This window comes from Pseudomonas sp. ADAK2 TE3594, assembly GCF_053628675.1.
Genome location: NZ_JBRJGV010000001.1, coordinates 3839039 through 3864751, shown reverse-complemented (window position 1 = coordinate 3864751; position 25713 = coordinate 3839039). Strand labels below are relative to the sequence as shown.

The following is a 25713-nucleotide window of genomic DNA, read 5'->3' as shown; positions in this document are numbered from 1 at the left end:
CAAAAAAGCCCTGTAGGAGCCAGGCTTGCCGGCGAAGGCGTACGTAAGATCGCTTTCGCCGGCAAGCCTGGCTCCTACAGGTGCGTTTTACGCCAAACGCTGCGCCTTCAACTCCTCACCTTGGCACGCCGCCGCGGTGAACAGCACGTCGGTGGAGGAGTTCAGCGCGGTTTCCGCCGAGTCCTGCAACACGCCGATGATGAAGCCGACCGCCACCACCTGCATGGCGATTTCGCTCGGGATGCCGAACAGGCTGCACGCCAGCGGAATCAGCAGCAACGAACCGCCAGCCACGCCCGAGGCGCCACAGGCACAGATTGCCGCGACGATGCTGAGCAGGATGGCTGTCGGAATATCCACGGCGATGCCCAGGGTGTGCACGGCGGCCAGGGTCAGCACGGTGATGGTGATCGCGGCACCGGCCATGTTGATGGTGGCGCCGAGCGGGATCGACACCGAGTAAGTGTCTTCGTGCAGGCCCAGGCGCTTGCTCAATTCCAGGTTGACCGGAATGTTCGCCGCCGAACTGCGAGTGAAAAACGCAGTGATGCCGCTCTCGCGCAGGCAGGTGAGTACCAGCGGATATGGGTTGCGACGCAGCTTCCAGAACACGATGGCCGGGTTCATCACCAGCGCGACGAACAGCATGCAGCCCAGCAATACAGCCAATAGATGCATGTAGCCGATCAAGGCACCGAAACCGGAAGTGGCAAGGGTCGAAGCCACCAGGCCGAAGATCCCCAACGGCGCGAAGCGAATCACCAGGCGCACGATCAAGGTCACGCCGTTGGACAGATCGCCCAGCACTTCGCGGGTCGTTTCGCCGGCATGGCGGATCGCAACGCCCATGCCGATTGCCCACGCCAGAATGCCGATGAAATTGGCATTCATCAGCGCGCTGACCGGGTTGTCGACCACACTGAGCAACAGACTCTGCAACACTTCGCTGATGCCACCCGGTGCGGTCACCGCAACGTCTTGGGTCGACAGCACCAGGCTCGACGGAAACAGCGTACTGGCGATCACCGCCACCACGGCCGCCGCGAAGGTGCCCAGCAAATACAGAAACAGAATCGGCCGGATGTGGGTTTCCTGGCCGTGCTTATGGTTGGCAATCGAGGCCATGACCAGCACGAACACCAGAATCGGCGCGACAGCCTTGAGCGCCGCGACGAACACTTTGCCGATGAAGGCGGTGGACTTCGCCAGCTCAGGCGCGAACAACGCCAGGGTAATCCCGGCGATCAGGCCGATAATGATTTGCGTGACCAGGCTGCTGTGTTTCAGGCGTTGCAAGAGAGAAGGGGATGAAGCGGTCATAACGGCATCTCTGATTTTATTAGGGTGCAGGGTTCCTTGGCTCATGCAGCAAAAAGCCGGGCAGGCCACATGGAGGGAACCGAAGGGGATCGCGACATCAATGCCAATGAATGGCCGATGAGCAAAGTGTAAGTACCGCAGGGGCGCGGACTTTATCACAGCGTAGCCGTGATCCTTCAGACCTGTGACGATCTGCCACCCGATTGCTCAACGCGATTTGCAGGTTCGTGCAACCTCGTCCGGAAACTCTCTGTTAAGCTTCGCCATCCTCATTTTCAAGTTCTGCCAGTGAGCCTTCGGGCTGTCGCTGGTGTCGTCGTTTTTCTGGAGTTCTGCATGCTGTTGCCCATTCTTCTGTTGTCCGCCGCCGGTTTTACGGTACTGACCACGGAATTCATCATCGTCGGCCTGTTGCCGGCAATCGCCCGTGATCTGGACGTCAGCATCCCTCAAGCGGGTTTGCTGGTGACCCTGTTCGCCTTTACCGTGGCCGCCTTCGGGCCGTTCCTGACGGCGTACTTCGCCAGGTTTGAACGGCGCAAACTGTTTATCAGTGTGCTGATCATGTTCGGTCTGGCCAACACACTGGCGGCACTGGCGCCGAACATCGGGGTGATGGCCGTTGCGCGGTTGATTCCGGCGCTGGGGTTGCCGGTGTTCTGGGCGTTGGCCAGTGAAACCGCGGTGGACATCGTCGGGCCGGACTACGCCGGGCGGGCCATCGCCAAGATCGGTTTCGGCATTGTCTGCGCCACGGTGTTCGGTATTCCGGTGGGTACGCTGATTTCCGATGCGTTCGGCTGGCGCAGTGCTTTCGGCATTCTGGCGGTGATCGCGTTTGCCAAGGCGTTGCTGCTGTTTATCTACCTGCCAAAAACCAACCTGCACCAGCATCAGGTGAGTTTCCGTTCGCAGTTCAAAATCCTGCGCAGCCCGTTGATGTTGGGGCATGTGCTGTTATCGATCCTGGTGTTCAGCGGCATGTTCACCGCTTACACCTACCTGGCGGACATTCTTGAGCGCCTCGCCGGCTTCAACGGCACGGTGGTCGGCTGGTGCCTGATGGGCTTCGGTGCGGTCGGCTTGATCGGCAATTCGTTGGGTGGTCGTGCGGTGGATCGGCATCCACTGATTGCTTCTGTGACGTTTTGCGCGTTCATGATTGCCGGCATGGTGACGCTGGTACCGAACATTCATTCGCCGCTGGGTCTGGCGGCGGCGATGGGGATTTGGGGCGTGACTCAGGCCGCGCTGTTCCTGGTCAGCCATGTGCGTTTGATGAAGGCTGCGCCCGAGGCTCCGGCCTTTGCTGCGTCGTTGAACATTGCCGGGGCCAATCTCGGGATCGGTCTGGGCGCGATGGTCGGTGGGCGAGTGATCGACAGTGTGGGCCTGGGCGGCCTGGGTTTCGCGGCGGCCGGTTTTATCCTGGTCTCGATCCTGTTGGCGATGGCGCTGATGACCTTCAAGCCCCGGGAAATCTGCGCCTGAGGCTTCACATTTCGGTGAACAACTCGCGTCGGGCACCTTCGGTAATCGCGACAATGCCGGGGTGCTTGATCTTGCGTTCCACCGAGATGGCGTAGAACGACTCGCTCACCGCATCGGTCTGGCCAATCAATTCCACGCCGCATTGGCGTTTCACTTCGTCGGCAATCACGCTCGGGCCGATGAATATCCCGCTGCCGGATTGGCCGAAGGCCTGCATCAAGGCGCTGTCGTCGAACTCGCCGACGATCTGCGGCTGGATCTGCTGTTCGGCAAACCAGCGTTGCAAGCGACTGCGCACCACGGTTTCCGGCCCGGGAATCAACAGCGGGGCGCCGTGCAGGCTGCGTGGGAAGTCTTGGCCATACCGCGCCGCCAATTCTGCGGTGGCGAAGAAGCTGATACCGCATTCGCCGAGTTTCTGGCTGTAGCCCTTGATGTCCAGATGCGAGGGCATCGGGCTGTCGGAGATCACCAGATCCAGGCGCTGAATCGCCAGGTCGGCAAGCAAGCGTTCCAGTTTGTCTTCGCGACAGGTGATACGCAGGGGCTCGCTCAACTCCATGGTTGGCGCAATCAGGCGATAAACGATGGATTTGGGGACTACGTCGGCGACGCCCACCCGAAACAGAATCTGTTGCTCATTGGGCTGCGCCCGTAGCATCAATTCCAGCTCGCCACCGAGTTGAAACATCTGCTCGGCGTAGGGCAGGGTCTGACGCCCGGCTTCGGTGAGTTCCAGCTGCCGGCCGACCCGGCGAAACAACTCGATGCCATAGGTTTGCTCGAGCAGGGAAATTTGCCCGCTGATGGTCTGTGGCGTCAGGTTCAGCTGCTCACAGGCGCGCACGATGCTGCCGGTCTTGGCCACCACCCAGAAGTAATGCAATTGCCGATAGTTGAGCATAGCGGGCCTATAGTTCGTTAAAACCGAAGTATAACCGCTAAAAATACGAATTTTACTGAAGTATTTGCTTCCTTAGAATGCCTCGCTATCGACGGATCGCCTTTTCGGTTCTGTCTGTTCTATCGAGGAAAGCATCATGAAGCTTAAAACCACCGCGCTGCTGATTGCGTCTGTACTGGTGTTGGCCGGTTGCGACCAGGCCGAGAAAAGCGCTCAGCAATTGATGGGCAAGGCCGCCGAAACCGCCAAACAGGCGATTGACGATACCCACAAAGCCGCCGAGCAAGCGTTGAGCGATGCCACCGGCGGCTTGATCAGCAAGAAAGAACAATCGGCCAAAGAGACGGACAAATCCGAATCTTCGTCCCAGGAAATCTAAACCGTCTACAACGAGTCAGGACTGACCCATGGAATACCTTTTAGAACTTGCTGCAAGCCCCACTGCCTGGGTCGCCCTGGCCACGTTGGTGGTGATGGAAATCGTGCTCGGCATCGATAACCTGATCTTCATCTCGATCCTCACCAACAAGCTGCCCGAACAGCATCGCCAGAAGGCGCGGCGGATCGGTATCGGCATGGCGTTGATCCTGCGCCTGGCACTGTTGAGCACCATCGCGTTCATCGTCCAACTGACCGAGCCGGTGATCGAGATTCTCGGCCACGCGTTCTCCTGGAAGGACATGATCCTGATCGCGGGTGGCCTGTTCCTGTTGTGGAAGGCGACCACCGAGATCCATCACAGCATGGACCCGGCGCCGGATGATCCGACGTCGGCCACCTCGACGGTGACCCTGGGCTTTGCCGCTGCGATCGGTCAGATCCTGCTGCTGGACATGGTGTTCTCCATCGACAGCATCATTACCGCTGTCGGCATGACTGAGCATTTGCCGATCATGATCATTGCGGTGGTGGTGTCGGTACTGGTGATGTTGCTGGCGGCTGACCCTCTGGCCAAGTTCATCAACGACAACCCGACGGTGGTGATGCTGGCGCTGGGCTTCCTGATCATGATCGGCATGACGCTGATCGCCGAAGGTTTTGGCGCCCACGTACCCAAAGGCTACGTCTACGCGGCCATGGCGTTCTCGGCCACGATTGAAGGCTTGAACATGCTGTCGCGTCGGGCCAGGCAGAAGCGCATCGCCGCTGAAGCTTGACCTGCGTTAAATGAAACGGCCGCCTGAACTCGAAAGAGTCCAGGCGGCCGTTTTTGTCTGGGCGACCGAAAAGCGCCGGTCAGTGCGCAGTAGCGGGGTGAGCAGCCGCTTTATCGGTTTTCGCCACAGGTGCCGATTGAATCGGGTGGTGATGGTGCCGGCGGGTAATACGCAATACACCCCACAGCATGGCGGCGGCCACGGCCAGCCAGCCGGAAATCAACATTACAATGGTCATTGTCAGGCTCATCAGTGCCTCCTCTTTGCCCTGCATCGGGCACACATTCGTCCTTGGTAAGTGACAGTCTAGCCGCTGCTGTATTTCAGGCTATTGACCAAAGGTCGCCTGTCATCAAACAGTTCGCTCTATCGAATGCAATCAACTGCCGGTTAAGGCTATACCGCTGCCGCGCGGCATCCTATGATCGACGGCCAAGCCGGCTGTGCGATTGCCTGGCGTCTGAACAAGAGAGTGATGATGGTGCGGGTATTTTCTCGAATTCGATCTTTGGTGCTGATCGTTGGCTGCGTTGCCGGCCTGGCTGGCTGTGCGGGGAGCGTGGCGCCTGAGATCAAGCGTCTGCCGGAGCGGGTCGAACTCAGCGGTACGTTCTACCGTGGGCAAAGTTATCAAAGCGGGCCTCAGGTGCTGGCTAGTCTGCTGTCCCAGCAGGGCATCGTGATCACCCCGGGGTTGCTCGACAAACCTCTGCATTTGCCGGGTGCCGAAGACCGCCTGCAGCAGAACATGCAGAACCTCGCCCGCGAATACGGGATGGTGGTCTACCCCCTCGACAAAAATTTGCCGGCGCTGCTGACCCAGGTCGCCGCCGGTTATCCAGTGATGGTGCGCTTCACGGAAGGCTCGGCGTTTTGGGCGGAGCCGCGATACGCCATTCTCGCCGGCTACAACCGTCAGAAGCAGACCGTGCTGTTGCGCGCCGGGATGGATCGTCGGTTGCTGATGGGGTTCAGTTCCTTTGAATCAGCATTCGAGAATGCCGGTGGTTGGGCCGTATTGATCCAGAAGCCGGACCAGATTCCGGCCAATGTCGATCAGCCGCGCTGGCTGAAAGCGGCGAGCGATCTTGCCCAGTCAGGTCAGGGACAGGCTGCAGCCCGGGCGAAGAAGGCGCTGACCGCGCAGTAAGTTTCCGCTCGTCATCAGCATGGCACCGCCACGCTATGCTGAAGTCTCAAGTAGAGGGCCCGGATTTTTCCGGGACCATGAACAGGAGGCGTCCATGGCACAGTCCAATACCCCCACCGGCCCGCACTCGTCTGAGCATTCGTCCGATAATGAGTTGGGGTTCGACCCCGATTCTCCGGACGTTGCCGATCCTCAGGTCGACCCCATCGGGCCTGCCAGGGCGCCCAGGGATATAAAGCCGGGTGAGGAGGGCAAGAAGGCACCCGCGAAGCCTTACGACCCACTCGGTAATCTGAAACCCAAGTCTCAGTGAGGTGCGTATGTCTACCGATTCGAGCTTTGACGACAAACGGCCAGACCCTCCAGACAGTGTTCCGACAACCCCTGAAGCGGACCTGGACCCGGTGATGGATCCGGACAGCCCGTTAAGGGATCCCTTGGCCAGGCCGACAGTGGTGCCGACCAAGCATCCACAGGGCTGGAGAGACCCGAGTGCCGGGGATGGCATCCCGGATGACGATCAGATGCCGTTGCCCAATGATTAAACCCGGACAAAAAAAAGCCCCGAATATTCGGGGCTTTCATTTGGAGGCGTTTCGAGCTTATTTCGATGCTTCAACCACGCCGCTCTGGCGATGCTTGAGGTTCTTGTCGGACTTGTACTGCAGGGCGACGGACGGCACGTTGGCGCTCTTGCCGGTTTCGACCCAGCTGCGAATCCGGCTGGCATCGGCAAAGTGCGTGTACTTGCCGAAGGCATCGAGAATCACCAGGGCTACTGGACGATTACCCATGCTGGTGACCAGCACCAGGCAATGACCGGCCTCGTTGGTAAAACCGGTCTTGGTCAGTTGGATGTCCCAGTTAGGCTTGTTTACCAAGTGGTCGGTATTGCGGAAACCCAGGCTGTAGTTGGGTTTACGGAACGAAACGGTTTTTTCCTTGGTGGTGCTCAGCTGAGTCAATAGCGGGTACTTGTGTGCGGCGATCAGCAGTTTGCTCAGGTCGCGGGCAGTGGACACATTGCGAGGGGAGAGGCCCGTCGGTTCGACAAAGTGGGTGCTGGTCATGCCCAGCGCTTTGGCTTTGGCGTTCATGGCGGCAATGAACGCGACATAACCGCCCGGATAGTGATGGGCCAGCGTCGCGGCAGCACGGTTTTCCGACGACATCAGGGCGATCAGCAGCATTTCGCGGCGCGGCAATTCGCTTTTGAGTTTGACTCGGGAAAACACGCCTTTCATTTCCGGGGTGTCGCTGATATTGACGGAAAGGTATTCATCCATGTTTTGCCGCGCTTCTACCACCACCAGGCCGGTCATCAGTTTGCTGACGGAAGCAATCGGCACCACAACATCCGGATTGTTGGCGTAGATGACTTTGTTGGTTTGCAGATCCATCAGCAATGCGCTGCCGGAAGCGATCTTCAGTTGCGAAGTGTTTCGGGGCGCCTCGATGGTTTCGGCGGCATTAATTGCTGGCGTGGTGAAAGTCCCTGTAAATGCAAAAAACAAGCTCAGGATTGAAAGGCGGATTTTCACGCTGGCGGACTCATAAAGGGTGGATATACCGTTTTTGTAACGGGCTGTTTCTTTAAAAAGCGACGCATTTTAGGAGTATGGCTGAAGAACTGTCGATGGTTGTTCGATGTTCAAGTGAAAGTGCGGGGAAACAGGCTTTTCCGGCGGATGGTCGAGCTTTTTCTGCGGACGAAAAGAACCCCGCGATTGGCGGGGTTTTTTATACGGTGCTGCATGCAAGCGTGAACTCAGGCGTGCAGTGTTTCCGCGGCGTACAGCGTGTTTTCCAGCAAGCAGGCGCGCGTCATCGGGCCAACGCCGCCCGGTACCGGAGTGATCCAGCCGGCGCGGGGCAGGGCGGTTTCGTAGATCACGTCACCGACCAGCTTGCCGTCTTCCTGACGATTGATGCCGACGTCGATCACGATCGCGCCTTCCTTGATCCATTCGCCTTTGACCAGGCCCGGTTTGCCGGCGGCAACCACCACCAGGTCGGCGCGACCGACATGGCCTGCCAAATCCTTGGTGAAGCGGTGGGTAACGGTCACGGTGCAACCGGCCAGCAGCAGTTCCATCGCCATCGGGCGGCCAACAATGTTGGAAGCCCCGACAATGACCGCGTCCATCCCGTATAGATCGGCACCGGTGCTTTCCAGCAACGTCATGATGCCTTTCGGTGTGCACGGACGCAGCAGCGGAATACGCTGGGCCAGACGGCCGACGTTATAAGGGTGGAAACCGTCGACGTCCTTGTCAGGACGAATGCGCTCCAGCAATTTGGAGGCGTCCAGGTGTTCAGGTAAAGGCAGCTGGAGCAAAACGCCGTCAATTGCCGGGTCGTCGTTCAGGCGATCGATCAGATCGGCCAGCGCTTGCTGAGTGGTGTCGGCAGGCAGGTCGTAGGCTTGGGAAAGGAAGCCGACCTCTTCACAGTCTTTACGCTTGTGCGAGACATAAACCTGAGAGGCAGGATCGCTGCCGACCAGGATCACCGCGAGGCCGGGCGTGCGCAGGCCTTGCTGGCGACGCTCGGCGACTCGTTTGGCGATCTGCTGGCGCAGGCTGGCGGCGATCGATTTGCCGTCGATTAGTTGTGCAGTCATTGCGCGTGATTAACCATCGAGAGGGGAAAAAAAGAGAGCGCATTCTCGCATGTCATGAGGTGAGGGCAAAGGCGCTTGGTCTGCAAATTCCCCTAACTCCTTTAATTAAATGAATTTTTTATAAAAAGGATTTGACGACCTCTGGGGGGCTCTATACTATTCGTCGCACTTGTCGGGCACAGCCTAGCACTGGTTGATAAGGTCGAGCGGAGTTACGGTTCCGCAAGGCTGAAAAGCACTTAGTTTGTAGTCCTTCAAGGGTACAGATTAACAAGGCGCCCGTAGCTCAGCTGGATAGAGCATCCGCCTTCTAAGCGGATGGTCGCAGGTTCGAGTCCTGCCGGGTGCGCCATTAGGCAGCTTTGGCACAAGTAGCGCGATATGGTGGGCGTAGCTCAGTTGGTAGAGCACGGGATTGTGACTCCCGTTGTCGTGGGTTCGATCCCCATCGTCCACCCCATATTTCGAAAGGCGCCAGATTAACAGTCTGGCGCCTTTGCTTTAACAGCTTCAATCCGCGGATGTGGTGGAATTGGTAGACACACTGGATTTAGGTTCCAGCGCCGCGAGGCGTAAGAGTTCGAGTCTCTTCATCCGCACCAAATAAAGCTTCACTCTTGCCGGTTGGCTTGGTTGGGGCTCAACAAAGAAGTTGTTTGGCTTCTTTGTCACGCAATATGGTGGGCGTAGCTCAGTTGGTAGAGCACGGGATTGTGACTCCCGTTGTCGTGGGTTCGATCCCCATCGTCCACCCCATATTTCGAAAGGCGCCAGATTTAACAGTCTGGCGCCTTTTTTGTTTCAGTGGTTTGAGTATCGGCGGCTGCAGGTTGTGGGCCGCAGGGGCAGGTCGCTTCGTCGTATTTATGTTTCTCGATGATGCTCGATTTGCCCGCCGATCCCCTCGCGGGGTTGGCTGTCAGGGATGGATTGCCGATTCCTTCTATATATAGGAAGGTGGGTGCAGAGCCCTGGCATGACTGGCTGTATTTGCTAACAGGGCGAGGCACAACCGTTTGTCCCCGCCTATAAATTGCCTGCTGCTTTTTTACCCGTTTTCAGTAGGGTGACTTCTTGAGTTTGACCCACTAGAATGCATGCCCTTGATTCTGGGGTCGGAAACGGCCGGCTAACGTCTGTGCAACGAGGAATATCCATGCAAGTTTCTGTTGAAAATACTACTGCTCTTGAGCGCCGCATGAGCGTCACCGTGCCGGCTGAGCGTATCGAGAGCCAGGTCAACAAGCGTCTGCAGCAGACCGCCCAAAAGGCCAAGATCGCTGGCTTCCGTCCAGGCAAAGTGCCAATGAGCGAAATCAAGCGCCGTTTCGGTGCTGACGCTCGCCAGGAAGCTGTAGGCGACGTAATCCAGTCTTCTTTCTACGAAGCTGTGGTTGAGCAGAAGCTGAACCCGGCTGGTCAGCCTTCGATCGAGCCTAAATCCCTGGAAGCAGGCAAGGACCTGGAATACGTAGCCGTATTCGAAGTGTTCCCTGAGTTCACCGTTGCCGGTTTCGAAGGCATCGCTGTCGAGCGCCTGAGCGCTGACGTGGCTGATGCCGATCTGGACAAGATGCTGGAAATCCTGCGCAAGCAGAACACCCGTTTCGAAGTCGCCGATCGCGCTGCTCAGAACGAAGATCAACTGAACATCGATTTCGTCGGCAAAGTCGACGGTGAAGTGTTCGCTGGCGGTTCCGCCAAAGGCACCCAGCTGGTGCTGGGTTCCGGCCGCATGATCCCTGGTTTCGAAGACGGTCTGGTTGGCGCTAAAGCCGGCGAAGAGCGCGTTCTGAACCTGACCTTCCCTGAGGACTATCAGAACCTCGACCTGGCAGGCAAAACCGCTGAGTTCACCGTGACCGTGAACACCGTTTCCGAGCCTAAACTGCCAGAACTGACCGAAGAGTTCTTCGCTCAATTCGGCATCAAGGAAACCGGTCTGGAAGGCTTCCGCACCGAAGTTCGCAAGAACATGGAGCGCGAACTGCGTCAGGCGATCAAATCCAAGGTCAAGAATCAGGTTATGGACGGTCTGCTGGCCACCAACCCGATCGAAGTGCCAAAGGCTCTGCTGTCCAACGAAGTTGATCGTCTGCGCGTGCAGGCTGTTCAGCAGTTCGGCGGCAACATCAAGCCTGACCAACTGCCGGCCGAGCTGTTCGAAGAGCAAGCCAAGCGCCGCGTTGTGCTGGGTCTGATCGTGGCTGAAGTGGTCAAGCAATTCGACCTCAAGCCTGACGAAGCCCGTGTTCGCGAGATGATTCAGGAAATGGCTTCGGCTTACCAGGAGCCTGAGCAGGTTGTGTCTTGGTACTACAAGAACGACCAGCAACTGAACGAAGTCCGTTCGGTTGTGCTGGAAGAACAAGTTGTGGATACTGTTCTGCAGAAAGCTAGCGTGACCGACAAATCGGTCTCTTACGAAGAAGCAGTCAAGCCGGTAGAAGCTCCACAAGCCGACTGATCGTTTTTGCGGTAAGAAGCAAACACCATAAGCCAGCCTTCGTGCTGGCTTATGCGTATTCAAGACATAACTATTTGGGAGTGACTGCAGAGCATGTTCCGTAATTCGTATATTCAGCAGAACTCTGATATCCAGGCCGCTGGCGGCCTGGTCCCGATGGTTGTCGAGCAGTCTGCTCGTGGCGAGCGCGCCTATGACATCTACTCGCGCCTTCTCAAGGAACGAGTGATTTTTCTGGTTGGTCCGGTAGAGGACTACATGGCCAACCTGATCTGTGCGCAACTGCTGTTCCTTGAAGCGGAAAACCCGGACAAGGACATCCATCTCTATATCAACTCCCCGGGCGGTTCGGTGACGGCGGGCATGTCGATCTATGACACCATGCAGTTCATCAAGCCAAACGTGTCGACCACCTGTATCGGTCAAGCGTGCAGCATGGGCGCGTTTCTTCTGACGGCCGGTGCCCAAGGCAAGCGTTACTGCCTGCCGAACTCGCGTGTGATGATTCACCAGCCACTGGGCGGTTTCCAGGGCCAGGCCTCGGATATCGAAATCCATGCCAAGGAAATCCTCTTCATTCGTGAGCGTCTCAACACGCTGATGGCCAAGCATAGCGGGCGCACGCTTGAAGAAATCGAGCGCGATACCAACCGCGATAATTTCATGAGCGCTGAAGCCGCGCGTGAATACGGGTTGATCGATGAAGTGATCAACCAGCGCCCCGCTTAATAATAAGCAGCTCAAAATAGGGTTGGTCAGCTGGTCTGATCACTGGCGGGCTTGAAAAAGCCCGCAATAGCCTTCATCTTGTGTTGCAAGCCTATCGGATTTGGATCGAACGAATGACTGACACCCGCAACGGCGAGGACAACGGCAAGCTGCTCTATTGCTCCTTCTGTGGCAAAAGCCAGCATGAAGTACGCAAATTGATTGCCGGCCCCTCGGTCTTTATCTGCGACGAGTGCGTCGACCTGTGCAATGACATCATCCGTGAGGAGGTGCAGGAAGCCCAGGCCGAAAGCAGCGCGCATAAATTGCCTTCGCCTAAAGAAATCAGCGGCATCCTTGATCAGTACGTGATTGGTCAGGAGCGTGCGAAAAAGGTTCTGGCCGTAGCGGTGTACAACCACTACAAGCGTTTGAACCAGCGTGACAAAAAGAATGACGACGTCGAACTCGGCAAAAGCAACATCTTGCTGATCGGCCCGACAGGCTCGGGTAAAACCCTGCTTGCCGAAACACTGGCCCGCTTGCTGAACGTTCCGTTCACCATCGCCGACGCAACCACCCTCACCGAGGCGGGTTATGTGGGTGAAGATGTCGAGAACATCATTCAGAAGCTGCTGCAGAAGTGCGATTACGACGTAGAAAAAGCCCAGATGGGCATTGTCTACATCGATGAGATCGACAAGATCTCGCGTAAATCCGACAACCCGTCGATCACTCGAGACGTTTCCGGTGAAGGCGTGCAGCAGGCCCTGCTCAAGTTGATCGAAGGTACGGTCGCTTCCGTTCCACCTCAAGGTGGTCGCAAGCATCCGCAGCAGGAATTCCTTCAGGTCGATACCCGTAACATCCTGTTCATCTGCGGTGGTGCGTTCTCCGGTCTGGAAAAGGTTATTCAAAACCGTTCCACCAAGGGCGGCATTGGTTTCAACGCGGAAGTGCGCAGCAAGGAAGAAGGCAAGAAAGTCGGTGAATCCCTGCGTGAAGTCGAGCCTGACGATCTGGTCAAGTTCGGTCTGATCCCGGAATTCGTCGGTCGTCTGCCGGTACTTGCCACGCTGGACGAGCTTGATGAGGCTGCGTTGATGCAGATTCTCACCGAGCCGAAAAATGCTCTGACCAAGCAGTATGCCAAGCTGTTCGAGATGGAAGGCGTGGACCTGGAATTCCGGGCTGACGCACTGAAATCGGTCGCCAAACGTGCCCTGGAACGCAAAACCGGTGCCCGTGGACTGCGCTCGATTCTCGAAGGTGTATTGCTCGACACTATGTATGAAATCCCCTCGCAGTCCGAGGTGAGTAAAGTAGTGATCGATGAAAGCGTTATAGAAGGCAAGTCCAAGCCACTGTATATCTACGAAAACAGTGAGCCGGCTGCCAAGGCAGCTCCGGACGCCTAAGCGTCACACTGCTGGAATAAAGAAGGGGCCTTCGGGCCCCTTTGCTATTGTGGGAGCTGGCTTGTCGGATCGCCGCCCGCTGCGAAGGAGGCATAACAGTCGACCTGATTTTTGATGCATCTGGACCAATGCAGGCGCTGCCGTAAGCAGCGATCTTTAAAGTGGTTCTTTTATCCGCTTGTTTTTTTTGAAAACAGCCCCCATCTTGGTTTCAAGCTTACTTCCATCTGTTTACGGCCTTATGGCCGCCGTAGAGGCGAAATCATGAAGACAACCATCGAATTGCCTCTCCTGCCATTGCGTGATGTCGTGGTTTATCCGCACATGGTTATCCCGCTGTTCGTGGGGCGCGAGAAATCCATCGAAGCCCTCGAGGCAGCGATGACGGGTGACAAGCAGATCCTTCTGCTGGCTCAGCGAAACCCTGCTGACGACGATCCCGGTGAAGAAGCACTTTATCGCGTAGGCACCATCGCTACCGTTCTGCAGCTGCTCAAGCTGCCTGACGGCACGGTCAAGGTTCTTGTCGAAGGTGAGCAGCGGGGCGCCGTGGAGCGCTTCAGCGAAGTCGATGGCCACTGCCGTGCCGAAGTTTCGCTGATCGACGAAGTCGACGCGCCTGAGCGCGAGTCGGAAGTGTTTGTCCGCAGCCTGCTGGCTCAGTTCGAACAATATGTGCAGCTGGGCAAGAAAGTCCCCGCTGAAGTCCTGTCGTCGCTTAACAGCATCGACGAGCCAGGCCGCCTGGTCGACACCATGGCCGCGCACATGGCCCTGAAAATCGAGCAGAAGCAGGAAATTCTCGAAATCATCGATTTGTCGGCCCGGGTCGAGCACGTTCTGGCGTTGCTGGATGCCGAGATCGATCTGCTGCAAGTCGAAAAACGCATTCGCGGCCGCGTTAAAAAGCAAATGGAGCGCAGCCAGCGCGAGTACTACCTGAATGAGCAGATGAAGGCCATTCAGAAAGAACTGGGCGACAGCGACGAAGGCCACAACGAAATCGAAGAGCTGAAAAAGCGTATCGATGCCGCCGGTCTGCCGAAAGACGCGTTGGCCAAGGCTCAGGCCGAACTGAACAAACTCAAGCAAATGTCGCCAATGTCCGCGGAAGCGACGGTGGTGCGTTCTTACATCGACTGGCTGGTTCAAGTGCCGTGGAAGGCCCAGAGCAAGGTGCGTCTGGACCTCGCTCGTGCCGAAGACATTCTCGACGCCGACCACTATGGTCTGGAAGAAGTCAAAGAGCGGATCCTCGAATACCTCGCCGTGCAGAAGCGCGTGAAGAAGATTCGTGGTCCGGTGCTGTGCCTGGTCGGTCCTCCCGGGGTGGGTAAAACCTCCCTGGCGGAGTCGATCGCTCACGCCACCAACCGCAAATTCGTGCGCATGGCCCTCGGTGGTGTGCGCGATGAGGCGGAAATTCGTGGTCATCGCCGGACTTATATCGGTTCGATGCCAGGAAGATTGATTCAAAAGATGACAAAGGTGGGCGTCCGCAACCCGCTGTTCCTGCTCGATGAAATCGACAAAATGGGCAGCGATATGCGTGGCGATCCGGCGTCGGCGTTGCTGGAAGTGCTCGATCCCGAGCAGAACCACAACTTCAACGATCACTATCTGGAAGTCGATTACGACCTGTCCGATGTGATGTTCCTGTGCACCTCCAACTCCATGAACATTCCGCCGGCGCTGCTGGACCGGATGGAAGTGATTCGTCTGCCGGGTTACACCGAAGACGAGAAGATCAACATCGCTGTCAAATACCTTTCGCCGAAGCAGATCACGGCCAACGGTCTGAAGAAGGGCGAGCTGGAATTTGACGCCGAAGCGATCCGCGACATCATCCGCTACTACACCCGCGAAGCCGGTGTACGTGGGCTGGAGCGCCAGATTGCCAAGGTTTGCCGCAAGGCAGTCAAAGAGCATGCAATGGAAAAACGCTTCTCGGTGAAGGTCACTGCCGACATGCTCGAGCACTTCCTGGGCGTGCGTAAGTTCCGCTACGGCCTGGCTGAATCGCAGGATCAGATTGGCCAGGTAACGGGCCTTGCGTGGACTCAGGTGGGCGGCGAATTACTGACCATCGAAGCCGCGGTCGTGCCGGGTAAAGGCCAGTTGATCAAGACGGGTTCTCTGGGTGACGTGATGGTCGAATCGATCACCGCAGCCCTGACCGTTGTCCGCAGCCGTGCGAAGAGCCTGGGGATTCCTCTGGACTTCCACGAGAAGCGCGACACGCATATCCATATGCCTGAAGGGGCAACGCCGAAAGATGGCCCTAGCGCCGGTGTAGGCATGTGCACGGCCCTGGTGTCAGCATTGACTGGCATTCCTGTACGCGCAGATGTTGCCATGACCGGCGAAATCACCTTGCGTGGCCAGGTGCTGGCGATTGGTGGATTGAAGGAAAAACTGCTGGCTGCTCACCGTGGCGGAATCAAGACGGTGATCATTCCTGAAGAGAACGTACGCGATCTGAAGGAAATTCCTGACAATATCAAGCAAGATCTACAGATTAAACCAGTTAAATGGATTGACGAGGTCCTGCAAATTGCGCTGCAATACGCGCCGGAGCCCTTGCCGGATGTGGTTCCGGAGATCGTTGCAAAGGATGAAAAACGCGAGTCTGACTCTAAGGAAAGAATTAGCACGCATTAGTACGCATTTGCCTGGGGGGCTTGTTGACAGTTTTTTAGAGCCCTTGTTATAAAGCGGCTCTTAAGTGTCTGTAGGCCATTCAGCACTCGTTTTTTTGCTTTCACCAAAAAACTTAGAATCAAACTCAAATAGATATAAGGGGACTTAGAGTGAACAAGTCGGAACTGATTGATGCTATCGCTGCATCCGCTGATATCCCGAAAGCTGCTGCTGGCCGTGCGCTGGACGCTGTAATCGAATCCGTCACTGGCGCTCTCAAGGCTGGCGACTCTGTTGTTCTGGTTGGTTTCGGTACCTTCTCCGTGACCGATCGTCCAGCTCGCATCGGTCGTAACCCACAGACCGGTAAGACGCTGGAAATCGCCGCCGCCAAAAAGCCAGGTTTCAAAGCCGGTAAAGCACTGAAAGAAGCTGTCAACTAAGTTCGATTCAGGTTTTTGCCTATCCGGGTCGGGGTCATTCCTGACTTGGCAGCGGAGCGGTAGTTCAGTCGGTTAGAATACCGGCCTGTCACGCCGGGGGTCGCGGGTTCGAGTCCCGTCCGCTCCGCCAGTTACGAGAAGGCGCATCCTCGGATGCGCCTTTCTTCTATCCGGATTCTACCCACGCTCCACGGTTGCCTAATTTTGAAGTTCAACCGTTTCTGGGGGACGCATGCTGCAGAATATCAGGGACAATTCACAAGGCTGGATTGCCAAGACCATTATCGGGATCATCGTTGTACTGATGGCTTTCACCGGTATCGAGGCCATTTTCCAGGCGACGACCAACAGCCAGGATGCGGCCAAGGTCAACGGTGAAGAAATCAGTCAAAATGAGCTGAACCAGGCGGTTGATATGCAACGCCGTCAGCTCATGCAACAGCTTGGCAAGGATTTCGATGCTTCCTTGCTCGACGAAAAAATGCTGCGCGAATCGGCCCTCAAAGGCCTGATCGATCGCAAACTGCTGCTGCAAGGCGCAGAAAAATCGAAATTCGCTTTCTCCGAAGCGGCTTTGGATCAGGTGATCCTGCAAACGCCTGAATTCCAGGTGGACGGCAAGTTCAGCGCCGAGCGTTTCGATCAGGTGATCCGTCAACTGGGCTATAGCCGTCTGCAATTCCGCCAGATGCTGGCTCAGGAAATGCTGATCGGTCAGCTGCGCGCTGGCTTGGCCGGTAGCGGTTTTGTCACCGATGCACAGGTTCTGGCCTTCGCCCGTCTGGAAAAGCAGACCCGCGATTTCGCCACCTTGAATGTCAAGGCGGATCCTGCGGCGGTGAAACTGACTGACGACGAAGTCAAAGCCTACTACGACGAACACGCCAAGGAATTCATGACGCCGGATCAGGTGGTCATCGATTACCTCGAATTGAAGAAGGCCTCCTTCTTTGATCAGGTCAGCGTCAAGGACGAAGACCTGCAAGCGGCGTATCAGAAAGAAACCGCGAACCTGTCCGAGCAACGCCGGGCTGCGCATATTCTGATCGAAGTGAACGATAAGATGACCGAGGCGCAAGCCAAGGCCAAAATCGAAGAAGTGCAGGCGCGTCTGGCCAAAGGCGAGAAATTCGAGGCCCTGGCCAAGGAATTCTCCCAGGACCCTGGCTCGGCGAACAACGGCGGTGATCTCGGTTATGCAGGTCCAGGTGTCTACGATCCAGCGTTTGAAAAAGCCCTGTATTCGTTGGCCAAGGACCAGGTTTCGGAGCCGGTTCGCACTGACTTCGGTTTCCACCTGATCAAGCTGCTGGGCGTTGAAGCCCCTGAAGTGCCGACGTTTGCCAGCCTGAAAGACAAGCTGACCCGCGAGCTGAAAACCCAGCAGGTCGAGCAGCGTTTCGTCGAGGCGACCAAGCAATTGGAAGACTCTTCGTTCGAGGCCTCCGATCTGGCCCAGCCAGCACAAGACCTGAAGCTGACTGTCCACACGTCCGCGCCATTCGGCCGTGAAGGTGGCGAAGGTGTTGCGGCCAACCGTGCCGTAGTGACCGCTGCGTTCAGTCCTGAAGTGCTGGATGAGGGTGCCAACAGCACCGCCATCGAGCTGGACCCGGAAACCGTGATCGTGCTGCGCGCCAAGGAACACCGCAAGCCTGAGCAACTGCCGCTGGAAAGCGTGGCTGCCAGCATCCGTGCGCAACTGACCAAGGAGCACGCCAGTGCTGCCGCCAAGACCAAGGCTGATCAACTGATCGTCAGCCTGCGCGATGGCAAGACTGCACTGGACAAGGCGATCGATGGCCAGAACTGGAAAGTGACTCAAGCAGCGACTCGCGCTCAGGAAGGGGTCGACCCAACCGTGCTGCAAGCACTGTTCCGTATGCCCAAACCGGTTGCCAAAGACAAGCCGACCTTCAGCAGCGTGACCCTGGCCGATGGTAGCCTGGTGATCGTGCGTCTGAACGGCGTGAACGAAGCTGCGGCGCCGAGCGAAGAAGAGAAGGTCCAGTACCGCCGCTTCCTCGCCTCGCGCATTGGCCAGCAAGACTTCGCGGCTTACCGCAAACTGTTGGAAAGCGAGGCTGAGATCAAGCGTTTCTGATGCTTGACTGAGTTTCCTGCCACATAAAAAACCCTGGCCAGACGGCCGGGGTTTTTTTATGGGCGAAGATCAAAAGATCGCCGTGCGAACGGGACTTTTTCCTGTCAATGACAGTCAGTAGACTTGTAACTGTTTCAAGACACTAAACGGTGCGACGCTAAGCATCGATCTGTTGCACAATACGCCCCGAACCGTTTTCCTCAGGATGTTCAATGTTTAGATCAATTCCCATGCGTGTTGTCGGGCTGGCCTTGGTGCTGGCCGCCGCTGCCGGTTGTTCGTCGAAGAAGGCCGCCATCTACGAGCATGAGAACTTCGACGACTCCGGAACGTTCTCGCGCAATTACCCGGTGACCGATGCGCAAACCTGCGAGGCCGCCCGTCGGGCGTTGCTCAGCCAGGGTTACATCATCACCAGCGCCGATCCGAAGCTGGTCAGCGGACACAAGAGCTTCCAGCAGACTGGCGAGACCCACATGGAGATCAGCTTCAGCGTGGTCTGTGCCGATGACGGCAGCGAAGGGCATCACGCGACCATGTTCGCCAACGCCTTGCAGGACCGTTATGCGCTGAAGAAGACCAACAACTCCGCCAGCCTCGGTGTTGGTGTGTTGGGCTCGGTATCGATGCCGATCGGCTCGTCCGACGACTCGATGGTCAAGGTCGCCAGTGAAACCGTGTCCTCGGCCAAGTTCTACGAGCGTTTCTTTGCCCTGGTCGAGTTGTTCCTGCCGCCGGAAGCGAAGAAGGCCGCGCACATTATCGAGAAGCCGAAGACTGATCTGGGTGTGCCCGAAGCCAAGGCCGCGCCGGCTCAGTTGGCGCCAACCCCGGCAGCAGAACCAGCGCCTGCTCCAGCGCCGGCAGCTGAAACCGCTCCAGCCAGTTCGGAGCCTGTTGCTCCACCTGCTGAAACGACGCCGATTACCCCGGCGCAGAGTAGCGAGCCGAGTTCGTCCACCGAAACGGTAACTCCACCGGCGGATTCAAGCACCATGCCGGCACCGACCGAGCCCATTTCGGCCATGCCTGTCTCCGGCCAGTAATTGGCCAATGTTATGGGATCGGGTCAGACGACTCCGATCCCATAACACCTTCCAAGATTGATCCACATCAAATCGAGCTGTATTCCTACAGCTCGTATCGAAAAAATCCTGTGATAAATTCCTGACCACCTGCTACGTTTTATTCAGTAGAGATGTAGTGTCATGCGCGCGTCATTTTTCTTTCATGCGGGCACTTTATGCTCGAGGCGCTGGTCATTTATTCAGACGATTTTTTCAACAAGCGATGGGGGTTTAATAATGGACGATTATCAAGAAGAACTGCTCGAGTACCAGGCGTTTGAACTGGACCCGCTGGAACCGGCCGAAGACGCTACAGAGTTGTAGGGGGCGTTCTCAATTAGTTTCCCCGCCGCGCCGGGTCTGCTGTTGTGCAGGGCAAGGCGCGAGAAGCGTGGTTTGGTCATTCCAAATAAGCTTCGAGCAACGCAGCCCTGCACAACAGCAGACCCGGCCCTTCGGGTTGTGCCTTAAAGCGGGCCAGCCTGCGTTGCAGGCCTTGGAAAGGGAACAACCATTCCCAGCGGCCTGCGCCTTGCCTGGTCCGCTTTAAGGCGACAACGCGGTGGGGAAACTAATTGAGAACGCCCCCTAACCTTACGCGGATTGGCGATGACTGCGGCGAAACTCGCCGGGGGTCTGGCCGTTCCAGCGTTTGAAGGCCCGTTGGAAGGCTTCGGCTGAGGCAAAACCCAGCAGGTAGGCGATTTCCCCGAACGCCAGTTCGGTGTCGCGGATGTAGGTCATGGCGAGGTCGCGGCGTGTGTCGTTGAGAATTGCACGAAACTGCGTGCCTTCCTCGGCGAGTTTGCGACGCAAGGTCCAGGTTGGCAGCTTCAGGCGTGCCGCCACTTCTTCCAGGTCGGGTTCCCGACCACCATTGAGCAACGGCCCCAGTAACTGAGTGATGCGTTCACGCAGGCTGCGGGTGCGTGTCAGTTGCTCCAGTTCCCGTTCACACAGTTGCAGCAGGTGCCGCCAGGTGCTCGGGCAGTGTTCCGGGTTGCGCTGGGCGAGGCTCTCCAGGCTCAGGCGCAGTTGATTCTGTTCGGCGCCAAACTGAATCGGACAATCCCCCAGCACGGCGTACGCCTCGCGGTAATCCGGTGCTTCAAACTCGATCTCGATCCGTTCAGCACGTAGCGGGGCAGGGCTTACGCTGGATAATTGCTGCAACCAGCCGGTGATGATCGAATCCACCACGAAGCGGTTGTAGGCGTTATAGGGACTGATGGAATAGAACCGCAGCCAGGCGCCTTGGGCATCTTCGTGAAAGCTCGACTGGCCGCGATAGTTGGAACCGTACAGCGCTTCGAAGCGAATCAGGCAGCGCGCCGCTTCGCGCACGGTGGGTGCCTGGGCGGCGGTGACTCCGGCCAGTCCGGCCTGGCTCAGGCGACTGAGCTGGCCCATGCGTAAACCCAGTGCCGGGTCGTCGGTCAGTTGAATGGCGCCGTGACCCAGGCGCATGTAGCGCGGGATCGAGAGGCGGGCGCCGGCCTCGGCCAGTCGCGCGGCGTCGAGGCCGTACTGTTCGAGCAGTGGTTGTGGGTCCAGGCCATGGCTGCGCACGGCGTCGGCCAGGCTATGGACGAAGCCTACCGACAAATCCCCGAGGCGCATCGGCTGCGGTTTCATCGGCTTACAGCCAGAGGTTCAGCAAACGCGCGCCCCGGGCATCGCCGTCGGCGAATTGTTGCCCGTTGCTGCTGAGGAAGCTTTGACCGGCGCTGCTCTTGTCCCAGAACTGACCGCGCAGGAACACGCTCATGCCGGCGATGGCCTGGCTGCCGGACGGTTGGGCAATCAGCGTCAACCGATGCCAGGCCTGACCTTCACTGAGTTCGCCAGCCTTGAGGCTGACAGAATTCGGTGTGGACTGACCTTTGTAGCCGGGCCACGGTTGATCCCAGGACTCGCGCCCGACGACGAACGCCGGGACCGCCACCAGTTGCGCGCCTTGATCGTCGAGTTTGCGGTAGTTGTCCGGATACCAGCTGTCGCTGCCGATCAGCACGCCCAGGCGTCCGGCCGGTGTATCGACGACGTTGATCGTGTGCGCGGAATTGGCTTCGACAGTGTCGCGTCCAGCGAAAGTCGGGTGCAATTGCCGCTGCGGCTGGCCGATAGGCAAACCGTCGCGCCCGAACACTACGCTGCTGTTGTACAGCGCGCCGTGACCAATCTTCAGGGTACCGTCGCTGACGCTCGGCTCGGGCAGCACGATGGAACCGGCCACCAGGGTCACGTGGAAGTCTTTCGCCAGGCCGCCGAACAGCGCCTGGTAATCCTTGGCCATTTTCCTGGCTTTCATCCGCAAGTGCGCGTCGTCGAGACGGCTACCACCTTCGGCGCTGATCAGGGCGCGGATAAACTGCAACGGGTTGCTCACCGCCAGCCAGTTCATGGCTTCCTTGAGCGTAGTGGCCTGGTACAGCTCGTCTTTCTCGCCGCTGACCATCAACCAGGTGCCGATATGTTCAGGCAGTACGACGATGGTCTTTTCATTCAGCAGGCCTTGGTCCTGAGCCTTCTGCAAATAAGCCGCGAGCTTGCGGTGCAGGCGTTCGGGGCTTTGATAGTCGGTGGGGAACAGCTCGGGCTGGATGCCTAGCAGATTGCCGCGATCGGCGGGCGTGCCCTGATCGACCGCAAGACTGATGCGCAGGTCCGACAGGTAATGACCCACCGGGCGGTCAGCGGCCCACATGGCGTAGGTCGTGAGAGCGGCGATTAACGCCATGGAGAAGGTCAGGTACAAAAGTTTGCGCATGGGGAAACAGTCAATGACCGTGTGCAGGGTTCGCAACTAGGGTAGGGCCCATGCCCGCGCTTGCCAAGGGGCGCTGCACATTTGGATCAATAAGTTGTCAGTTACGGTCATTGAGTGACAGCAGTGCGACTCTTAGTCTGTCGAACATGACTGACGGGGGCCGAAGAGCTCCTGCATTTTTTCCGTGATCGCTCGTTGTGGAGTTACCGATGGCCGCCGCTCATTACCCGCACCTGTTGGCCCCGCTGGACCTGGGTTTTACCACGTTGCGCAACCGCACCCTGATGGGCTCGATGCACACGGGTCTTGAGGAAAAGCCCGGCGGTTTCGAGCGCATGGCCGCGTACTTCGCCGAGCGTGCCCTTGGTGGCGTTGGCCTGATGGTCACCGGCGGTATCGGCCCGAACGATGAGGGCGGGGTTTACTCCGGCGCGGCCAAGCTGACCACTGAGGAAGAGGCACTCAAGCATCTGATCGTCACCCGGGCAGTGCACGAGGCGGGCGGCAAGATCTGCATGCAGATTCTCCATGCCGGGCGTTATGCCTACAGCCCAAAGCAAGTGGCGCCGAGCGCGATCCAGGCGCCGATCAACCCGTTCAAGCCTAAAGAGCTGGATGAGGAAGGCATCGAGAAGCAGATCAGCGACTTCGTCACCTGCTCGACCCTGGCGCAAAAAGCCGAGTACGACGGCGTCGAGATCATGGGCTCTGAAGGTTATTTCATTAACCAGTTCCTCGCGGCCCACACCAACCATCGCACTGACCGTTGGGGCGGTGCTTACGAAAACCGCATGCGCCTGCCGGTGGAAATCGTCCGCCGGGTGCGCGAAGCGGTCGGCCCTAACTTCATCATTATCTTCCGCCTGTCGATGCTTGATCTGGTGGAAGGCGGTAGCAGCTGGGAAGAGATCGTGCAATTGGCCAAGGCCATCGAGCAGGCCGGTGCGACGATCATCAACACCGGCATCGGCTGGCACGAAGCGCGGATTCCGACCATCGCCACCAAAGTGCCGCGTGCGGCGTTCAGCAAGGTCACGGCCAAGCTGCGTGGCTCGGTGAATATTCCGCTGATCACCACCAACCGCATCAACACCCCGGAAGTCGCCGAGCAGATTCTGGCCGAAGGCGATGCCGACATGGTGTCCATGGCGCGGCCGTTTCTCGCCGACCCGGATTTCGTCAACAAGGCTGCGGCCGGTCGTGGCGATGAAATCAACACCTGCATCGGTTGCAATCAGGCGTGCCTGGATCACACCTTTGGCGGCAAGTTGACCAGTTGCCTGGTTAACCCGCGTGCTTGCCATGAAACCGAACTCAATTACCTGCCGGTGCAGCAGATCAAGAAAATCGCCGTGGTTGGTTCCGGTCCTGCCGGTCTGTCCGCCGCCACTGTGGCAGCCGAACGTGGTCATCAGGTGACGCTGTTCGATTCGGCCAGCGAAATCGGCGGCCAGTTCAACATCGCCAAGCGTGTGCCGGGCAAGGAAGAGTTCTTCGAAACCCTGCGCTACTTCAACCGCAAATTGCAGACCACCAACGTCGAGCTGTGCCTGAACACCCGTGTGGATGTGGCGAAGCTGGTTGAGGGCGGTTACGACGAAATCATCCTGGCCACCGGTATTGCGCCACGGGTGCCGGCGATTCCGGGCGTCGAGCACGCCAAGGTGCTGAGCTACCTGGACGTGATCCTCGAGCGTAAACCGGTGGGCAAGCGCGTCGCAGTGATCGGCGCCGGCGGTATCGGTTTCGACGTGTCGGAATTCCTCGTTCACAAGGGTGTGGCCACCAGTCAGGACCGCGAAGCGTTCTGGAAGGAATGGGGCATCGATACACACCTCGAAGCGCGCGGCGGCGTTGCGGGCATCAAGGCTGAGCCGCATGCGCCGGCCCGTGAAGTGTTCCTGCTGCAACGCAAGAAGTCCAAGGTTGGCGACGGCCTGGGCAAGACCACTGGCTGGATTCACCGCACGGGTCTTAAGAACAAGCAGGTACAGATGCTCAATAGCGTCGAGTACCTGAAGATCGACGACGAAGGCCTGCACATCCGCATCGGCGAAAGCGGCGAACCGCAGGTGCTGCCGGTGGACAACATCGTGATCTGCGCCGGGCAGGATCCGTTGCGTGAGTTGCAGGACGGCTTGGTCGCGGCGGGGCAGAATGTGCATTTGATCGGCGGCGCGGACGTGGCGGCGGAGCTGGATGCCAAGCGCGCGATCAACCAGGGTTCGCGGTTGGCGGCTGAGTTGTAATGGCGTAGGCAGGCTTAGCTTGCCAATGGCCTTCGCGGGCAAGCCTCGCTCCTACAGGGTTTCGAGTTAAAGCACCATTGGGTGAGCAACCTGAAATTTGTAGGAGCGAGGCTTGCCCGCGAAGGCGTCCTGTCTGCTGCTAAGATACCGGCTCTTTACCCCGAGCCGGCATCAATGCTTTCCCCACCAACAGACTGGCTACCCCAAGCCCCCCTCGAACCCCTTCACCTCGACTGGCTCATCACTGCCGGCGTCGAAGTAGCGATCCTGCGTCTGGACCAGATCGACCCGCTGATCAGCGGCAACAAGTGGTTCAAACTCATCGAACACCTCAAAGCCGCCGATCAGAATGGTGCCCAAGGCATCATCAGTCTGGGTGGTGCCCATTCCAATCATCTCCATGCATTGGCTGCGGCGGGCAAACGCTTCGGTTTCACCACCGTCGGCCTGCTGCGCGGGCATCCGCAAGACACCCCGACGGTGAAGGACTTGCAGGCGTTCGGCATGCACTTGCACTGGTTGGGTTATGGCGGTTATCGAGCGCGGCACGAACCAGGCTTCTGGGCGCCATGGCGCAAGCAATACCCCGAGCTACATCCTGTACCGGAAGGTGGTGGCGGCTTGCCTGGGGCGAAGGGCTGCGGGCAATTGGTGACTCTGGCCTGCGAGCAATTGAGCGGTCTGGGCTGGAGCCACTACGACGGCTGGTGGCTGGCCTGCGGAACGGGCACCACCCTGACCGGCCTGGTTTTGGCCGAGGCGGGTGAGCATCCGGTGTATGGCGCGCTGGCGGTGCCTGACGATCATGGCGTGGCGCAGCAGGTCGAGATGATTGTGCAGGAAGCTGGACTAGTCGATCCCGCCTATGAACTGTTGGACGCCAGCCGTGGTGGTTTTGCCAAGGTCGATCTGCCGTTGCTTGCGTTCATCGAGCAGACCGAGCAGGCCAGCGGCATTCCCCTCGAACCGCTGTACACCGGCAAAGCGCTGCTGGCGCTCAAGCAGCAAATCGAGGCGGGTAAATTTGCCCGGGGAACGCGCTTGATCTTCATCCACACCGGCGGCTTGCAGGGCCGCCGGTGTTTCAGCTCACGGCGAGAGGGCTAAATCCTGTAGGAGCGAGGCTTGCCCGCGAAGAACGATGACGCGTGATACCTGAAAAACCGCGGTGCATTCTTCGCGGGCAAGCCTCGCTCCTACAG

At 58.1% G+C, this 25713-nt stretch carries 22 protein-coding genes and 5 tRNA genes; 20 read left to right on the top strand and 7 right to left on the bottom strand.

Features of this window, described 5'->3' with window-relative positions:
- Positions 1 to 87: 87 nt before the first annotated feature.
- Entirely contained in the window at positions 88 to 1320 is a 1233-nt protein-coding gene (gene sstT, locus AB7M22_RS17135; RefSeq protein ID WP_454187186.1) for a serine/threonine transporter SstT, read from the bottom strand.
- A 336-nt stretch (positions 1321 to 1656) separates the two neighbouring features.
- On the opposite strand from sstT, the gene AB7M22_RS17130 reads away from it, so the two are divergent.
- On the top strand, positions 1657 to 2811 hold the full coding sequence (locus AB7M22_RS17130; RefSeq protein WP_454187185.1) for an MFS transporter: 1155 nt from the start codon (positions 1657 to 1659) through the stop codon (positions 2809 to 2811).
- Positions 2812 to 2815: 4 nt separating this feature from the next.
- Here the strand turns inward: AB7M22_RS17130 and nhaR are convergent, their stop codons facing one another.
- Positions 2816 to 3715 carry a transcriptional activator NhaR gene (nhaR, locus tag AB7M22_RS17125; RefSeq protein WP_008011412.1) on the bottom strand — a complete coding sequence of 300 codons (900 nt, stop codon included), beginning with the start codon at positions 3713 to 3715 and terminating at the stop codon, positions 2816 to 2818.
- A 136-nt stretch (positions 3716 to 3851) separates the two neighbouring features.
- On the opposite strand from nhaR, the gene AB7M22_RS17120 reads away from it, so the two are divergent.
- Both AB7M22_RS17120 and AB7M22_RS17115 read left to right on the top strand, forming a co-directional pair.
- On the top strand, positions 3852 to 4094 hold the full coding sequence (locus AB7M22_RS17120) for a hypothetical protein (RefSeq protein WP_008011414.1): 243 nt from the start codon (positions 3852 to 3854) through the stop codon (positions 4092 to 4094).
- A gap of 28 nt (positions 4095 to 4122) precedes the next feature.
- Entirely contained in the window at positions 4123 to 4872 is a 750-nt protein-coding gene (locus AB7M22_RS17115; RefSeq protein WP_008011416.1) for a TerC family protein, read from the top strand.
- A 79-nt stretch (positions 4873 to 4951) separates the two neighbouring features.
- Here the strand turns inward: AB7M22_RS17115 and AB7M22_RS17110 are convergent, their stop codons facing one another.
- On the bottom strand, positions 4952 to 5122 hold the full coding sequence (locus AB7M22_RS17110; RefSeq protein WP_454187184.1) for a hypothetical protein: 171 nt from the start codon (positions 5120 to 5122) through the stop codon (positions 4952 to 4954).
- Between the two features lie 171 nt (positions 5123 to 5293).
- On the opposite strand from AB7M22_RS17110, the gene AB7M22_RS17105 reads away from it, so the two are divergent.
- The 3 genes from AB7M22_RS17105 (at position 5294) to AB7M22_RS17095 (ending at position 6567) form a co-directional block, all read left to right on the top strand.
- Positions 5294 to 6022: a peptidase C39 family protein gene (locus tag AB7M22_RS17105; protein ID WP_454187183.1), complete on the top strand. Its 729-nt coding sequence runs from the start codon at positions 5294 to 5296 to the stop codon at positions 6020 to 6022.
- A gap of 94 nt (positions 6023 to 6116) precedes the next feature.
- Complete coding sequence (locus tag AB7M22_RS17100; protein ID WP_008011421.1) at positions 6117 to 6335, top strand: DUF6021 family protein; 219 nt, start codon at positions 6117 to 6119, stop codon at positions 6333 to 6335.
- A 7-nt stretch (positions 6336 to 6342) separates the two neighbouring features.
- Positions 6343 to 6567: a hypothetical protein gene (locus AB7M22_RS17095; RefSeq protein ID WP_007901789.1), complete on the top strand. Its 225-nt coding sequence runs from the start codon at positions 6343 to 6345 to the stop codon at positions 6565 to 6567.
- A gap of 57 nt (positions 6568 to 6624) precedes the next feature.
- Here the strand turns inward: AB7M22_RS17095 and pbpG are convergent, their stop codons facing one another.
- Positions 6625 to 7563, bottom strand: coding sequence for a D-alanyl-D-alanine endopeptidase (gene pbpG / locus AB7M22_RS17090; RefSeq protein WP_008011424.1), 939 nt, complete (start codon positions 7561 to 7563; stop codon positions 6625 to 6627).
- A 227-nt stretch (positions 7564 to 7790) separates the two neighbouring features.
- Entirely contained in the window at positions 7791 to 8645 is an 855-nt protein-coding gene (gene folD, locus AB7M22_RS17085; protein WP_007901791.1) for a bifunctional methylenetetrahydrofolate dehydrogenase/methenyltetrahydrofolate cyclohydrolase FolD, read from the bottom strand.
- Between the two features lie 275 nt (positions 8646 to 8920).
- Here folD and AB7M22_RS17080 point away from each other — a divergent pair.
- The 12 genes from AB7M22_RS17080 (at position 8921) to AB7M22_RS17025 (ending at position 19471) form a co-directional block, all read left to right on the top strand.
- Positions 8921 to 8997 (top strand) — tRNA-Arg (locus AB7M22_RS17080).
- A 32-nt stretch (positions 8998 to 9029) separates the two neighbouring features.
- Positions 9030 to 9105: transfer RNA gene (locus AB7M22_RS17075), tRNA-His, on the top strand.
- A 57-nt stretch (positions 9106 to 9162) separates the two neighbouring features.
- Positions 9163 to 9247 (top strand) — tRNA-Leu (locus AB7M22_RS17070).
- Positions 9248 to 9325: 78 nt separating this feature from the next.
- Positions 9326 to 9401, top strand: a tRNA-His gene (locus AB7M22_RS17065).
- 400 nt (positions 9402 to 9801) lie between these two features.
- Entirely contained in the window at positions 9802 to 11112 is a 1311-nt protein-coding gene (gene tig / locus AB7M22_RS17060; protein ID WP_008011426.1) for a trigger factor, read from the top strand.
- Between the two features lie 93 nt (positions 11113 to 11205).
- Complete coding sequence (gene clpP, locus AB7M22_RS17055; protein WP_007901795.1) at positions 11206 to 11841, top strand: ATP-dependent Clp endopeptidase proteolytic subunit ClpP; 636 nt, start codon at positions 11206 to 11208, stop codon at positions 11839 to 11841.
- Between the two features lie 113 nt (positions 11842 to 11954).
- The gene (gene clpX, locus AB7M22_RS17050; protein ID WP_007946893.1) at positions 11955 to 13238 is read left to right on the top strand and encodes an ATP-dependent Clp protease ATP-binding subunit ClpX; all 1284 of its coding nucleotides are present in this window, start codon (positions 11955 to 11957) and stop codon (positions 13236 to 13238) included.
- 264 nt (positions 13239 to 13502) lie between these two features.
- Positions 13503 to 15899: an endopeptidase La gene (gene lon, locus AB7M22_RS17045; RefSeq protein ID WP_007901802.1), complete on the top strand. Its 2397-nt coding sequence runs from the start codon at positions 13503 to 13505 to the stop codon at positions 15897 to 15899.
- A gap of 149 nt (positions 15900 to 16048) precedes the next feature.
- On the top strand, positions 16049 to 16321 hold the full coding sequence (locus tag AB7M22_RS17040; RefSeq protein ID WP_002552737.1) for an HU family DNA-binding protein: 273 nt from the start codon (positions 16049 to 16051) through the stop codon (positions 16319 to 16321).
- 53 nt (positions 16322 to 16374) lie between these two features.
- Positions 16375 to 16451, top strand: a tRNA-Asp gene (locus AB7M22_RS17035).
- 102 nt (positions 16452 to 16553) lie between these two features.
- A complete protein-coding gene (locus AB7M22_RS17030; RefSeq protein WP_454187182.1) occupies positions 16554 to 18425 on the top strand; it encodes a SurA N-terminal domain-containing protein in 1872 nt (623 codons plus the stop codon).
- Positions 18426 to 18637: 212 nt separating this feature from the next.
- Positions 18638 to 19471 (top strand): DUF2242 domain-containing protein, encoded by an 834-nt coding sequence (locus AB7M22_RS17025; protein ID WP_454187181.1) that lies wholly within the window; start codon positions 18638 to 18640, stop codon positions 19469 to 19471.
- A gap of 615 nt (positions 19472 to 20086) precedes the next feature.
- On the opposite strand, the gene AB7M22_RS17020 is transcribed toward AB7M22_RS17025, so the two are convergent.
- Together AB7M22_RS17020 and AB7M22_RS17015 are read right to left on the bottom strand one after the other, a co-directional pair.
- Positions 20087 to 21127 carry an AraC family transcriptional regulator gene (locus AB7M22_RS17020; RefSeq protein ID WP_454187180.1) on the bottom strand — a complete coding sequence of 347 codons (1041 nt, stop codon included), beginning with the start codon at positions 21125 to 21127 and terminating at the stop codon, positions 20087 to 20089.
- A gap of 4 nt (positions 21128 to 21131) precedes the next feature.
- The gene (locus tag AB7M22_RS17015) at positions 21132 to 22262 is read right to left on the bottom strand and encodes a nitrilase-related carbon-nitrogen hydrolase (protein ID WP_454187179.1); all 1131 of its coding nucleotides are present in this window, start codon (positions 22260 to 22262) and stop codon (positions 21132 to 21134) included.
- 209 nt (positions 22263 to 22471) lie between these two features.
- Here AB7M22_RS17015 and AB7M22_RS17010 point away from each other — a divergent pair, with 209 nt between their 5' ends.
- Both AB7M22_RS17010 and AB7M22_RS17005 read left to right on the top strand, forming a co-directional pair.
- Positions 22472 to 24511, top strand: coding sequence for an oxidoreductase (locus AB7M22_RS17010; protein ID WP_454187178.1), 2040 nt, complete (start codon positions 22472 to 22474; stop codon positions 24509 to 24511).
- Between the two features lie 174 nt (positions 24512 to 24685).
- On the top strand, positions 24686 to 25618 hold the full coding sequence (locus tag AB7M22_RS17005) for a 1-aminocyclopropane-1-carboxylate deaminase/D-cysteine desulfhydrase (RefSeq protein WP_454187177.1): 933 nt from the start codon (positions 24686 to 24688) through the stop codon (positions 25616 to 25618).
- The last annotated feature ends 95 nt before the right edge of the window (positions 25619 to 25713 follow it).